This window comes from Pseudomonas japonica, assembly GCF_900188455.1.
Lineage (GTDB): Bacteria > Pseudomonadota > Gammaproteobacteria > Pseudomonadales > Pseudomonadaceae > Aquipseudomonas > Aquipseudomonas japonica.
In genome coordinates, this window is record NZ_FZOL01000030.1 from 23,514 (window position 1) to 36,088 (window position 12,575).

The window sequence follows — 12,575 nt, forward strand, 5'->3', positions numbered from 1 at the left end:
GCGGTCAGTCCTTTTGTTCTTCAAGGTCGAGCAAGGCATTGAGCTGCGCCAGGTTGTTGCGAGCCCACAGGCCGTAGTCCTGGGCATGGGCAAGGATGTCGGCGGGAGTGATGCCGCTTTCCAGTAGCTCGGCGTCAGTGCCGGGGGCGTGGCTGGTCGCTGCTTGAGCGCGGCCGGCAGCGGCGGCCGGGGCGGTGGCTGGCACCCCGAGGGCGGCGTTGTAGTCGCGCAGCCAGCCAGCAGTGAACACGCAACGAGGAATTGCCACGGGCTTTGCCGCAGGCGCCGGAAGGTAGACGGTAGTGACATTGGGGATTCGCTCCTGGAGCTGTTCCAGCTCCTTTTGGTGTTGGACCTTCGCCTGCGAGAGCTGGGCTTCCGCGTCGTTGGCGCGGCGCAGCTCGTTCAGCAGGTCATCCAGGTTCTTCTGCCCATTGGCCAGGGCCTGCTCCGCGTATTGCCGTTTCAGATCCGCCAGGTCTGCAGCGCCTGCAGCTGCAGCCTGGCGATCTCCCAGCCCGTACCCGAAAGACCCCGCTGCACCCGCGCTCAGGGCACAGGCGGCAACCGCCCAGGCCAGACCAGTCGGCAGGGAGAAGAAATCAAACGCGGCCATGTTTGCGTCTCCAGCGATTACGGACGCTTCGGGGGCGCCTGGTCGCACAGGTCAACCAGGTGCCAGCGGCGGTGGGTGGGAGACAAAGCCAGGTGAGTGGCAGCGGCAACAGCAGCCGCAGCTTCACGATGGCACGTCCTGGTCGGGTCCTTGTTTCACCAAGCGGGCGAGAAACAGCAGAAGGGCCAGTGCGCTATTGAGCACCGCATAGGCTCGGTCCGAGAGCTGCGCTTCCCACATCGGCAACACGTTGATCTGCAGGAAGCCGAACAGCGCGATCAGTAGGCCGAGCTGGATGCTGTAGAGGCGATAGCAACGGCGCCAGTTGGCGATCAGTTCCATACCGGCTCCCCGTGGTAGGCGTCGGGGACGATGCCGGCCAGTTGCAGACCTTCGTTGATCAGCGCTTCGCCGTACCAGGCGCCGCCAGGGAGTGGGCCGGTACCGTTTTCATGTCCGATGATGCCCTGCACCAGGACCACCATGGTCTTGAAATCGTACACATCGATACGTCCGTCAGGCGAAACGCCCACGCGGTTGGCCACATTGCGGATGTAGCTTTCGGTGTTGTTCTCATTGGGTGGAGCCCAGCGTCCGATGATTGCGCGGATGGTGCGCAGACCATGCTTGTCCTGGTAGGTGATCAAGGTGCGGGCGATGGCCCGGACTCCCCAGCGGGGATCGGTGAACTGAACGAACTCGGCATCGTTCTGGTTCGCCGACATGCCCTGCCAGCGGGTGCCTTTGACGTGGCGGATGTTCCCGGGGTTGTGATTACGGATGCCGCGCGGGGTGGTGATGGATCGCATGACGCCTCCTGCTGGTTGGGCGCCAGGTCGGCGCCGAAACATAATCGGCGGCGTGGGCAGGAAGCGCTTTTAATCGGGTTTAAAGAGATCAGCCGTTGTTCGTTCCCGTGCTGCTCTTGGCACAGTGCGCTGGCTGCGGCAACTCGAAGGTGGTCTTCGTGGCAGGATCATAGTCATAGCTGGTCAGGCATTCGCGCCGCTTCACTTCGTCGTCGGATGCAAGCTCCAGTTTTAGCTGCCCATCTGGGACGTTCAGCTTGTCCAGGCATACCGACTTGCAGGCGAGTTTCTCGACCACAATCGCACTGCGATCATCCTCGATTTCTACAAAACAGTTTTGCCCGCCAGCCTTGTAGCTTTCTGGAACCGTACTGTCCTCTGGGATGTGAAAAACGATGCTGGTTCGAAAATGCTTCTCGACCCGGACGTTATCAAATTGGCTCGCGTAGCGATCCAGCCCAGGGCAAGCCAAACGTGTAGCCGGTAGCGCCTTTCGCACCAGGTCATCCTTGGTCTCTACGGTAAAAACAGACGCTGATGACTGCGACTGCTCTGGGACTTTCTCACCACACCCAGCAATTGCGAGCGTTATCAGAACGGCACTCCATTTCCTCATCACACACTCCCTTTGATTAAAACCAGAACTTTCCTACGATCAGACCAAAGACAAAAAGACCGATAGCATTCGCACGGTAGACCGTCAGGAACTCACGAAGCTCTAACCTTCCTGGTGTTGCTGGAGAAAGCTGGGTCTGGACAGGTACCACCGAGGGCTGCACAACAGGCCTGACGGTGAAGTCCTGAACAAACGCCAGCACAACCTGCAGATCAGCCCGTGCGAAGTTCCCCAGATGGGTGCGTCCGAAGCGTCGATCACAGAAGTTGTTCAGCTCCTTGCGAGCATCCTTTTCATCAGTGGTGCGCAAGATCTTACCGATCAATCGGCGCTTGTCAGCATCTTCCTGGAGATGCTCCAGCCTGCGCTGCATGACAGAGCGAGCCTCGGCGAACCGCTCGGCAGAAATTTCGTTGAGACTGCGCACCCCAAGCTGGGCGTGGACTTGACGCCAGACATCCCGTGGATCATCTCCGAGCTCCTCGCATTTAGCTCGCAGCTCATGCAGTTCTTGTCGTTGCGCTGAAACCAGGCCTCGGGTTTCACGCTTGTCCGCCAAGTGAATGTTGATACCGCCGAAATTGTTGATATCACCTTCGGCCACCTGGCCTACACCGCCATGAAAGTCCTGGCTCATGGTCACTTCTTCCCTTTACTACCACCCACATTCAAAGTCAGACCGGCCTGGTTGACAGAGCCTTCTATGTACTGCCCGACATCCTTGAACTTACGCGGGGAGGTTTCCGGGACCTCCCCGAGCAGAACACGTAGTGCCGCATTTCGAAGTGAAACCGGGCTCTCTCGGTACCGTTGCAACAGCAACATCTCTTCTGCTGGCAATGGGACGCTGGCGCCTTCGCTGCTGTCTCCCAGCAAAACCCAGGCGGGTGAAGCGCCGAACTGCGAGTGCAACGCCAGCAGCGACGATCCGTCAGGTAAAGCGTCGTTCGCTTCCCACCTCGTAATGGTCTTACGGTTTACGCCCAACCGCTCCGCGAAGTCGCCGACTTTCATCTCCCCTCGAAGCTGGGCAATGCGCCGACCTACATCATTGGACATAAAAGCCCCTTGACTTGGGGACATTAAAGTCCCAATAATCACAACACACCAATCAATTGCGCACCACACGACAATTGATTAGCAATCAAGACGCACACAGGACCCACTCCTATGAACGTTCCTTACCCGCTACCTACTCGCAAGCCCTACACCGGTGATCGGGTCCGTGAATTGTTCACGGCAGCAGGCATTTCCATCTCTTCCTGGGCTGAAACCAATGGCTATACACGGCACCAGGTCTATTGCGTAATCGGTGGCCAGTTCAAAGGCGCGAGGGGCAAAAGCCATGAGATCGCGCTGAAACTGGGCATGAAGCTATCCGTCGAGCAACTGGTCGCATGAGGTGCTTGATGGACGTCATTCGCACAATGGGCATTTCCGCAGGGTCCGTAGGAGTCGATGGTCCGTCAGAAGCTGCTCGGCTACTTCATTCAACGTTCTCGCAGTCGATCCCGATGCAAGGTTGTCGGCAGCAATACGGAAATCCGCTTGCAGTGTCTGCTGATCCAGCTGACCTGTGCGCTGTAGTGTTCCGGCCAGGATCAGCACGCATCGAGCCAGACCCTCAATCCGGCCTGCCAATTCTTCGAAATCTCGCACGTCCATCGGTGACCTCGGCTGTCAATTTACAGCAAAAGTTTGCACCCGCTGAAATCATTTTGCCTACCTGCAAAGCGCGGGTTTGTTTGGAAAGGTTTCCTCGGGAGGCCCTCCAATGAGCCGCCGTCGTTGGAAAGCCCTGCGACCAACCTCTCTGCGCCATGCCTTGGAACTGTGTAAAGACTATGCGCGCGAGAACCACGGCAAGGGAGTCGAGCGCATCGCAGATCAGATGGGGCTGGCTGATCACTGGGCACTCTATAAATGGCTGCAAAGCGGCCGTATGCCGGCGAATTTGATCCGACCTTACGAGCAGGCCTGTGGCTGCGATTACGTCACACGCTGGATCGCGGCAAGCGCCGGGCGCCTGACAATCGACATGCCGACCGGGCGTCAGTGCTCAGCGCAGGACATGCAGGCCCTTCAAGAGCTGCTGACTACTGCCGCAGGCAAGTTGCTTGCCTTTTACGCTCAGCGCAGCGATGCCGACGAAACACTGGCGTCGATCCAGGCGGCGATGGAAGGACTGGCATGGCACCAGGGCAACGTCAAGCAAAGCCAACAACCACAACTCGAACTGGAGGGGCAGCTATGAGCCGCACCGTCTCTGCTGCTGCGCGCGTACTGCGCGTGTTCAAGGCCCTCAAGGGCCACACAGTCACCGGGCTGAGCAACACAGAGCTGGCCCAACTGACGGGAGATAGTCCGAGCAACATCACCCGCGCCATGCAGACGCTCATTGAGGAAGGCTTGGCGGTGAAGCTGGACAACGGGCGCTTTGCCCACTCGGTCGGGGCGTTACAGATCGCCCAGGCACACGCGGAACACATGGCCCGACTGCAAGGCCGGATGCAGGAAATCACTCAGCGCATTGCCGCTGGCTCGATGAACTAAGGAGATCGATATGGCGCGCACTAAAGCCTCTACAAGCCAACCTATTGAATTGCCTGCTTTGGATGGAGAGATGCTTACGGCCAATCAGAATGCCGTAGCGACAATGCTTGGCTCCTACAGCGATGAGCGTGATCTGCTGAATCAGCTTCTCGGGCAGGCTCAAATGGCAGAGGCGTTCTCCAAATTTTCCAAGACCGTCTTGATTTCAAAACTGTCTTTTGTAAAAGAAAACAAACTTTATCAACAACTTAGAGGAAAGAGGTGTCAAGACGGTCTTGAGTATTCAGGGACATGGGCGGATTTCTGCAATGTCCTTGGCTGGACACCTGAGCATGCGAACGAAGCGATAGCTAACTTGCGTCAATTTGGCGAAGAAGCCCTTGAATCCATGTCTCGCATGGGCATCGGTTACCGCGAGATGCGTCAGTACCGCCGGCTCCCCGATGACCAGAAAGCTGCCCTGATTGAGGTCGCTCAGACCGGCGACAAAGACGCCTTCGTTGATCTGGCCGAAGAGATCATCGCAAAGCACGCCAAGGAAAAAAAAGAACTGACCCAGCGCCTCGACGACGTGAACGCCGATTATGAGGCTCAATCCGAGGTCATGGCCAAGAAGACCGACGACCTGGACAAGACCAGGCAGGAACTGGAGAAGCTGCGCAAGCGCATCCAGGCACTGCCAGCCAGTGAGGCGGTATCGGAGTTGCGTCTGGAGACCACTGCAGTTGCTTTCGAGGCTGAAGCCAAGATCCGTGGGGCACTGCGCGAAGGGATCTCGAAACTTGCAGAGCTGGGCAGCGCTGAGGGCGATGACCAGCGCGTGTTCGCAGCCGGGCTGATCCGCCAGTTGGAGATCACTTTGGCTGAGGTGCGCAGCGAGTTTCACTTGCCCGCCGAGCTGGACGGTGCTCCCGCTTGGATGGGGCAGGACTGAACCATGACGCCCATCGAGATCCAGCTTCTGAGCCAGATTGCGGAGCGTGCTGCGAAGGCACCGCATGGTCAGCGTACCGCCGTGTACAAAGCCGGTGCGGCAGAGCTGGGCGTATCGGTTCAGACCCTTCAGCGCAAGCTCAAGGAGGTGTCCGTGAGGAATCAGCGCAAGCGCCGTAGCGATGCAGGGAATAGCGCGCTTCCCCTGGAGGAAGCCCGCTTGATTTCCGCCGTGCTCCTGGAGTCCATCCGGGCCAACAACAAGCAGCTCTCGACAATCGAACGTGCCGTCGAACGCCTGCGCAGCAACAACATGATCCTGGCCGGACGGGCTGACGAAACGACTGGCGAGTTCAAGCCCCTCAGCAACGGTGCCATCGCCCGCGCGCTGCGAGCATACAAGCTGCACCCGGAGCAACTACTGCACGACGCACCAGCCGTATCGCTGGCGAGCAAGCATCCAAACCACGTCTGGCAGATCGACGCCTCGATCTCCACGCAGTTCTACCTGGCGGACGATGGCGCTAAAGCCATGGACAAGGCGGAGTTTTATGACGGCAAGCCGGGCAACCTGAAGAAGATCGAGCGCCAGCGCTTGTGGCGGTACGTGGTCACCGACCACACCAGCGGCACACTGTATCTGGAATACGTGCTGGGAGCCGAGTCCGCCGAGAACCTGTGCAACGTGCTGATCAACGCGATGCAGAAGCGCCACGAAGCGGACCCGTTTCACGGGGTGCCTTGGATGCTGATGACCGACCCCGGTGCAGCTATGACAAGCGGGCTATTCCGCAATCTATGCCGCGCGATGAGCATCGAACTGATCATCAACCAGGTCGGCAATGCGCGCGCAAAGGGCCAGGTCGAGCAAGCTCACAACATCGTTGAGCGCGAATTTGAAAGCGCCCTGAAGTTCCAACCCGCAGCCAGCCTGGAGCAGATCAACGAATGGGCTGGGAAGTGGATGCGCTACTACAACGCTACCTCGATCCACACCCGGACTCGTCGCACGCGGTACGGAGTCTGGCAGTTGATCACCACCGACCAGTTGCGCCTTGCGCCGTCTGTTGAGGTCTGCCGTGACCTAGCCGTCAGCACTCCGGAAGAGCGCACGGTCACCAAACTGCTGCGGGTGCCGTTCCGTGGCGCTCAGTTCGATGTTCGCGAGGTGCCAGGTGTAATGGTCGGCGAGAAGTTGCTGATCACCCGCAACTGCTGGCGCGATCAAGACACCGCGATTGCTGTCCTGGTCGGCGAAGACGGTCGAGAGCAGTACCACGTTATCGACCGCATTGGGGCTGACCAATATGGCTTCGCGCAGACCTCGGCAATCATCGGTGAGCAGTACAAGCGGCATGCCGAGACGCCGGCTCAGGTGTCGCGCAAAGTCTTGGAGCAATTGGCGACCGGGACCACCTGTGAGGCGGGTGCTCAAGCAGCACGGAAGGCGAAGGCCGTCCCGTTTGGTGGCCGGATCGATCCGCACAAGCATGTCACCGACACCGTGCTGCCGGCCTACCTGCCGCGTTGCGGGACCAGCCTCGACGTCAATGCGCCCGATATCGAACTCAAGCCATACAGCCACGTTGAGGCCGCCAAGATCCTGCGGCCTCGGCTCGGCGCTCTCTGGTCATCCGAAACCTTCGGGTGGCTGCAACAGCGGTACCCACAAGGAGTACCTCAAGACCAGCTCGATGTCGTCGAGGCAGAGCTGAAACGACCTGTCGAGGTCGCCCGCACGCCGCTGACCCTGACCCTGGTTCGGGCGGCGGCAGGAGGTGAGTGATGTTGAAGTTGAAGCAAGTCCTGATCGATGTCGGCCAGCGTCAGTCGGCCTTGGCCGAGTCGCTCAGGCTGAGTTCGGCGACGGTCGCCCAGTTGGTGAACCACAACCAATGGCCTCGCAGCCTGGATCAGGCCGAGTTGAAAGCTCGGATCGCGGTATTCCTGGGCGCTGCCGGTGTCAACGACGCCGATATCGCCAACGCCTTTGAAGAAGTTGAAAAAGTGGACCTGCCGTGCGCCAACACAGCAGATCCGGCCCTTTCGCAAGAGCCGTCCGGGGAGGACGAACCTATGTTACTGCCAAAGCAAACGCTGCTGCCAACCACTCGCAAGGCCTTCGGCCTGTTCCGCGATCCCTTCGACGAGCTGCAAAGCGCAGCAGATATGTGGGTCAGCCCTGATATCCGTTATGTGCGGGAGGTGATGTATCAGACCGCGCGGCACGGCGGCTTCCTCGCCGTCGAGGGTGAATCCGGGGCGGGCAAAAGCACGCTGCGGCGGGACTTGGTGAACCGCATCAACGAGAACAACGACCCGGTGATCATCATCGAGCCCTATGTCCTGGCCTCGGAAGACAACGACACCAGGGGCAAGACGCTGAAAAGCACCCACATCGCCGAAGCGATGATGGCTGCAGTTGCTCCCCTGGAGAAGCCGAAGAGCAGCCCGGAAGCGCGCTTCGCCCAGTTGCACCGTGCATTGAAAGAATCGCACGCGGCTGGCTATCGGCACTGCCTGGTTATCGAAGAAGCCCATAGCCTGCCGATCCCAACCCTCAAGCATCTCAAGCGCATCCTGGAACTGGAGATCGGCTTCACCAAGCTGGTCAGCATCATCATGATCGGGCAGCCAGAACTGGGGGTGAAGCTGAGCGAGCGCAATGCTGATGTGCGAGAAGTTGTGCAGCGCTGCGAGCGGGTCACCCTGGGGCCGGTGGAAGGCAACCGCCTGGAAGAGTTCCTCACGTTTCGCTTCAAGGGTGCGGGCAAGGCGTTGGCCGAGGTAATCGACGAATCAGGTATCAGCGCCATCGCTGCACGGCTTTCTCAGCCTGTCCGGGCTGGTGGGCGTGAGCAGAAGGTATCGCTGCTGTATCCGCTGGCTATCGGCAACCTGATGACTGCTGCGCTGAACCTCGCGGCGACCCTGGGCGTACCGGTCGTGACCGATGATGTTGTGCGGGGGGTGTGAAATGACCACCACCAACCCGACCAATACTGCTCGGCGGCTACGCCTTGTTCCCAGCGCCTCCATCGAGCAGGCATCGCCGGCCTGCAACACACTGACGCCGGAACTCGCCGAGAAGCTCGCAGCGGTCAATTCAGTGTCGCGCGGCTTGCGTACTGCAGGCGTGCGCATTGAAGCCACTGTCGTCCTCGACCTGACAATTTTCATCAAAGCGGAGAGCGCTGACTCGCTTGCCGTTGCCTTCCGGCAGCAATGGCAAGGCGCCTGTTGGAGAACGGTCGGTAAACAGACGCGGAATACGGTCACCATCGCCGGTGTGCGCGTGGTGTGGTTCACCCCGGTGAGAGAGCAGGATCAATGAGCAACCTTTCTGAACGCTACGACACTCTGGTTATCCGCGGCGCTTCCGGTAAGGAGGTTCCGCGCATGGTTGACGGCGGTGAGGTGGTGTCCTGGTCAGTCGGCCATGCAATTGCCGAAGCGGGGCCGCTGCTGGAGTACATCACCGAGTTGGCCACTGGTGCTATCGGTACGGTCGGCGACATCACCGACGAAGCGCAGCGCGTATTGACTCTGTCGAAGCGCCAGCGCCACAGCGGATGGCTCGACGAGGAACAGGCCGAAGCAGCAGCCGAGCCACAAGAAACCGTCGAAGAACTTCGCGCGGCATTGTTGGCCGAGTGCAATCGCTATAACGATCTGTACATCCAGCACACCAACTTTGTCGCTATCTCCCAGCGTGTTAGCCAGGACCTGGCTGCCATGTGTGAAGCGTATCTCGCCGGAGATGGTGAAACTGCCGCAGCCAAGCTGCGAGGTTTCGCGATGGCATATCAGAAGAACACCCGGCCAGCAGACGGGAAGGTGCATTGATGGCTGACCAACTGCTCAAGTGTAGGCGGTGCCGGTGGGTTGGAGGCTTCACTGAACTCCATCGCCAGCCTCATCCACGCGAGTCCTGGCGTAGCGACAACGTATGTCCGCGCTGCGGATGCAAGACCTTTTCCCCAGTCAAGGAGCCAACTCATGGCTGACAATCAACAAGCTCAGGGCCTGGTAATTCCGACGGGCTTTGTCATGAACGCTGCGGGACACCTGGTACCCGAAAGCCAGGTGCGTGACCACGACAAGCTCCGCGACAGTGTTGCTCGCGATCTCGGCAATACTGCTGAACAACTGAGCAACTCGCTGGCAAGTTTCAAGAAGAAGGCACTGGCGGACATTGCCGACCTCATCGCCATATCCTCGGAGCGCTATGGAGTCAAACTCGGCGGTAAGAAAGGCAACGTCTCAATCGTCACCTACGACGGTGAGTTCAAGATTGAACGGGCGTTTGCGGATCGCATTGTTTTTACCGAAGAAATCCTGGCAGCGCGAGAGCTGATCAACAAATGCATCAGTGCTTGGTCAGAAGGGGCGAACAACCATCTAAGAGTGCTGGTTGATCGAGCGTTCAGAGCAAACAAGCAAGGCCAGCTCATGGTGAAGGATGTGCTCAGCCTGCTGCGTGTAGAAATCGACGATCCAGTGTGGAAGACCGCAATGGATGCGTTGAAGGACTCCATCCAGGTGAACGGCACCGCCGTTTATGTCCGGGTGTACAAGCGGCATGGCAACACTGACCAGTATCTCCCGATCAACCTGACGTTGGCGGGGGTGTGATATGGATCACGATCGTATCCTCGACAAGATCAAGAAATGCTTGGAAATGGCTAAGGGCAAGGGGGCCAACCCAAACGAGGCGGAAATTGCCTTGCGCCAGGCTCACAAGCTCATGGAGGTCTACAACCTGGAGATGGGGGATGTTCTCGCCAGCATGGCTGGGGAAGCCAAGGTCGCTGCCGGGTCGGACGGTGACCCACCGGCCTGGCGGGTGCGCCTCGCTCATGTCTGCGCGGAGGCTTTCGGCTCGCACTTCATCATCAGTGCGCCGTGGTTCGAAGGTGCTTCATTTGTCTACATCGGCTGCGGGGCTTCGCCTGAGCTGGCGGGCTATGCCTATCAGGTCCTGGAGCGCCAGCTTCAGAAGGCGCGGCGGGACTACCTGGCAACGCAGAAACGTTGCAAACGCTCTACAAAGGTCGCTCGCGGTGATGCCTTTGCACACGGCTGGATCGACGCGGTGCTTGCCAAGGTTGAGCAATTCTCAGGAGTCGAGGACAACATTGCCGAGGCGATACAGGCCTATATGGAGAAGAAATACCCGAACCTCGGCACGGCCAAGATGAAACGCCGCAAGCTCAAGGCCCGTGACGAGGTGGCCAGTGACGCCGGGTATGAGGCAGGCCGCTCTGCCCAGTTGCATCATGCAGTTGGCCATCAGCCAGTTGCTCGGCTGACTCAGGGGGTGTGACATGTCGCAAGCGAACCCCTTCATTCCACCGGGCCGGGAGTACGGCGCGATTGATACTGAAAGCCGCCTGCGCGCCCTGGAAGGCTTCAACCTGGAGCAGTGTCGCGCGGCGCTGGCCTTGCCAAATCTGCAGAAAACCGTGGAGAAGAAGCTGGTCAGTCGTGTCCGTCAACTGGAGAAGCTTGCAGTTCCTGTCGCAGGTAACCGGGAGGGCGGCGTATGAGTGCTGCACCGTCCAATGCCAATCGACTGCGCCTGATCAAGCTGATACATGTTGCACGACGCGAACTGCGGATGGATGACGAGACCTATCGCCTGATGCTCTCTGGCATGCCTGCATTGGACGGGGTCACATCGACAGCAGACCTGAGCGTTCCAAACCTGGTGCAGGTTTTGGAACAGCTCAAGCGGAAGGGCTTCAAGGTTCGTCCAAAGAGTGACAGCAAGCGGCCACGGGCGAAGGATGGCCAGTCGAGGAAAATCCGCTCGCTGTGGTTGTCCCTGAGAGATGCTGGTTTGCTCCGGGATGCATCCGAAGAGGCCCTGGTGAACTTCGTCAAAGGTGCTACTGGTGTTGCTGCATTGCAGTGGCTGACCGGCGCTCAGGCTAGCCAGGTCATCGAGCAACTGAAGCAATGGCTGCAGAGAGCCGCACAGGAGGCTGTATGAAAGAGTCGAGCACCGCTGGCGACTTGCTCCAGGCACTCGCTGACCACGTCACCAAGTCAGCGAAAGAAACGCTGCATGTCAGCGACGAGGTCGCCGAAGCCCACGGTGTGGAGGTCGCGATGCAGATGGCTGCGGTCTGGGGTGGGCAGCAGTTGTATATTCCTAAGGGTATCCATCTGCAGGCGTCAAAGCTGCATCAGCAGATCTTCGACGAATGGACAGGACGGAACCACCGCGAGATCGCAATGAAGCACGGGATCTCGCTGGCGTTCGTCTACAAGGTCGTCAAGCGCATGCGGCTGGCTGTGATCGCTCGCAATCAGGGCGATCTCTTCCTCGGCAACATGGGAGAATAAGGGCCGGGGCAGCGATGCCCCACCCTTGCAACCTGTGCAACACTATTGCAATCGCCGTCCCAGCATGGCCCGTCACTTACCGCAGTATCCCGGATTTATCTCGCCCACTCCCTAGGGTTTATCTCAGTCCCTAACACCTGATCCGCCATCCGCTTTACCCCAACACCCCACACCCTCCCGCCTCACTACCGTCCATACCCACTTCGCCTCCTGCGATGGTCACCACCCTCCGCTATTCGCCGTATGTGACGGCGCCGATATCGAAGACGCCCTGGCGCACCTCGCGAGCGCGTTGAGGTCCGCTGTCGAAACCAATGCCCAGATGTGCGACCTGGCAGATCACCGTTATGGCGATCTGCTCTGGGCCACCCAGCAGTCGCTGGAGATTGCTCAGGCGCTGGTGGTGTCGCTGGCGAAGGCCGTTGAGGGACAGAATCTGCGACAGACTTGAATGCGTCGTTGCCCTGACCGACCTCATCGCTGGCAAGCCGGCGATGAGCACAGGTATTTACACCTCTTTTGGCTGCTACAGCGCGGTCGGTGTGGAAGCGGGCTCACCGAATCGTCGGACCACCGCGATTGGGCGCGAAGCGGCCATAAAACCTGAGTTCCGGGTCTGTCAGCCCGACTCGGGACTCAGGTTTTACGACGGCTGCGCCGCCGTTCGCGAGCAAGCTCGCTCCCACAGGGTTAGGCG

At 59.3% G+C, this 12,575-nt stretch carries 20 protein-coding genes; 13 read left to right on the plus strand and 7 right to left on the minus strand.

The features are described 5' to 3' along the window. Nucleotides 1-4: 4 nt before the first annotated feature. The 6 genes from CHB99_RS26410 to CHB99_RS26435 form a co-directional block, all read right to left on the minus strand. Complete coding sequence (locus CHB99_RS26410) at nucleotides 5-616, minus strand: hypothetical protein (RefSeq protein ID WP_042127351.1); 612 nt, start codon at nucleotides 614-616, stop codon at nucleotides 5-7. Between the two features lie 123 nt (nucleotides 617-739). Then, a complete protein-coding gene (locus CHB99_RS26415) occupies nucleotides 740-958 on the minus strand; it encodes a DUF7940 domain-containing protein (RefSeq protein WP_042127353.1) in 219 nt (72 codons plus the stop codon). Then, nucleotides 949-1,425 (minus strand): structural protein, encoded by a 477-nt coding sequence (locus tag CHB99_RS26420; protein ID WP_042127355.1) that lies wholly within the window; start codon nucleotides 1,423-1,425, stop codon nucleotides 949-951. Before CHB99_RS26420 ends, CHB99_RS26415 begins: the two co-directional genes overlap by 10 nt. Before the next feature lie 88 nt (nucleotides 1,426-1,513). Next, nucleotides 1,514-2,041 carry a hypothetical protein gene (locus tag CHB99_RS26425; RefSeq protein ID WP_042127357.1) on the minus strand — a complete coding sequence of 176 codons (528 nt, stop codon included), beginning with the start codon at nucleotides 2,039-2,041 and terminating at the stop codon, nucleotides 1,514-1,516. Nucleotides 2,042-2,057: 16 nt separating this feature from the next. Continuing rightward, on the minus strand, nucleotides 2,058-2,678 hold the full coding sequence (locus tag CHB99_RS26430; RefSeq protein WP_042127359.1) for a hypothetical protein: 621 nt from the start codon (nucleotides 2,676-2,678) through the stop codon (nucleotides 2,058-2,060). 2 nt (nucleotides 2,679-2,680) lie between these two features. After that, nucleotides 2,681-3,100, minus strand: coding sequence for a helix-turn-helix domain-containing protein (locus tag CHB99_RS26435; RefSeq protein ID WP_084702845.1), 420 nt, complete (start codon nucleotides 3,098-3,100; stop codon nucleotides 2,681-2,683). Nucleotides 3,101-3,211: 111 nt separating this feature from the next. Between CHB99_RS26435 and CHB99_RS26440 the strand changes: the two genes are divergently transcribed. The 13 genes from CHB99_RS26440 (at nucleotide 3,212) to CHB99_RS26500 (ending at nucleotide 11,878) form a co-directional block, all read left to right on the plus strand. Then, complete coding sequence (locus CHB99_RS26440; protein ID WP_042127361.1) at nucleotides 3,212-3,442, plus strand: DNA-binding protein; 231 nt, start codon at nucleotides 3,212-3,214, stop codon at nucleotides 3,440-3,442. A 373-nt stretch (nucleotides 3,443-3,815) separates the two neighbouring features. Further along, on the plus strand, nucleotides 3,816-4,295 hold the full coding sequence (locus tag CHB99_RS26445) for a hypothetical protein (protein ID WP_042127363.1): 480 nt from the start codon (nucleotides 3,816-3,818) through the stop codon (nucleotides 4,293-4,295). Further along, nucleotides 4,292-4,594, plus strand: a complete 303-nt coding sequence (locus CHB99_RS26450; protein WP_042127365.1) for a helix-turn-helix domain-containing protein — start codon at nucleotides 4,292-4,294, stop codon at nucleotides 4,592-4,594. Before CHB99_RS26445 ends, CHB99_RS26450 begins: the two co-directional genes overlap by 4 nt. 10 nt (nucleotides 4,595-4,604) lie before the next feature. Beyond that, nucleotides 4,605-5,528: a hypothetical protein gene (locus CHB99_RS26455; protein ID WP_042127367.1), complete on the plus strand. Its 924-nt coding sequence runs from the start codon at nucleotides 4,605-4,607 to the stop codon at nucleotides 5,526-5,528. 3 nt (nucleotides 5,529-5,531) lie between these two features. After that, nucleotides 5,532-7,313 (plus strand): DDE-type integrase/transposase/recombinase, encoded by a 1,782-nt coding sequence (locus CHB99_RS26460; RefSeq protein WP_042127369.1) that lies wholly within the window; start codon nucleotides 5,532-5,534, stop codon nucleotides 7,311-7,313. Then, complete coding sequence (locus CHB99_RS26465; protein ID WP_042127371.1) at nucleotides 7,313-8,503, plus strand: ExeA family protein; 1,191 nt, start codon at nucleotides 7,313-7,315, stop codon at nucleotides 8,501-8,503. Before CHB99_RS26460 ends, CHB99_RS26465 begins: the two co-directional genes overlap by 1 nt. A gap of 1 nt (nucleotide 8,504) precedes the next feature. Continuing rightward, nucleotides 8,505-8,861, plus strand: coding sequence for a hypothetical protein (locus tag CHB99_RS26470; RefSeq protein ID WP_170946417.1), 357 nt, complete (start codon nucleotides 8,505-8,507; stop codon nucleotides 8,859-8,861). Further along, nucleotides 8,858-9,373, plus strand: coding sequence for a hypothetical protein (locus CHB99_RS26475; protein ID WP_141137345.1), 516 nt, complete (start codon nucleotides 8,858-8,860; stop codon nucleotides 9,371-9,373). Before CHB99_RS26470 ends, CHB99_RS26475 begins: the two co-directional genes overlap by 4 nt. A gap of 153 nt (nucleotides 9,374-9,526) precedes the next feature. Further along, nucleotides 9,527-10,162, plus strand: coding sequence for a DUF3164 family protein (locus CHB99_RS26480; protein WP_042127374.1), 636 nt, complete (start codon nucleotides 9,527-9,529; stop codon nucleotides 10,160-10,162). Nucleotide 10,163: 1 nt separating this feature from the next. Continuing rightward, a complete protein-coding gene (locus CHB99_RS26485; protein WP_042127376.1) occupies nucleotides 10,164-10,853 on the plus strand; it encodes a DUF2786 domain-containing protein in 690 nt (229 codons plus the stop codon). Between the two features lies 1 nt (nucleotide 10,854). Beyond that, complete coding sequence (locus CHB99_RS26490; protein ID WP_042127377.1) at nucleotides 10,855-11,076, plus strand: hypothetical protein; 222 nt, start codon at nucleotides 10,855-10,857, stop codon at nucleotides 11,074-11,076. After that, nucleotides 11,073-11,522 (plus strand): gp16 family protein, encoded by a 450-nt coding sequence (locus tag CHB99_RS26495; RefSeq protein WP_042127379.1) that lies wholly within the window; start codon nucleotides 11,073-11,075, stop codon nucleotides 11,520-11,522. Before CHB99_RS26490 ends, CHB99_RS26495 begins: the two co-directional genes overlap by 4 nt. Then, nucleotides 11,519-11,878, plus strand: coding sequence for a Mor transcription activator family protein (locus tag CHB99_RS26500; RefSeq protein WP_042127380.1), 360 nt, complete (start codon nucleotides 11,519-11,521; stop codon nucleotides 11,876-11,878). The genes CHB99_RS26495 and CHB99_RS26500 overlap by 4 nt, the downstream gene beginning before the upstream one ends. Before the next feature lie 232 nt (nucleotides 11,879-12,110). On the opposite strand, the gene CHB99_RS29895 is transcribed toward CHB99_RS26500, so the two are convergent. Next, nucleotides 12,111-12,380 carry a hypothetical protein gene (locus tag CHB99_RS29895; RefSeq protein ID WP_042127383.1) on the minus strand — a complete coding sequence of 90 codons (270 nt, stop codon included), beginning with the start codon at nucleotides 12,378-12,380 and terminating at the stop codon, nucleotides 12,111-12,113. Nucleotides 12,381-12,575 lie beyond the last annotated feature (195 nt).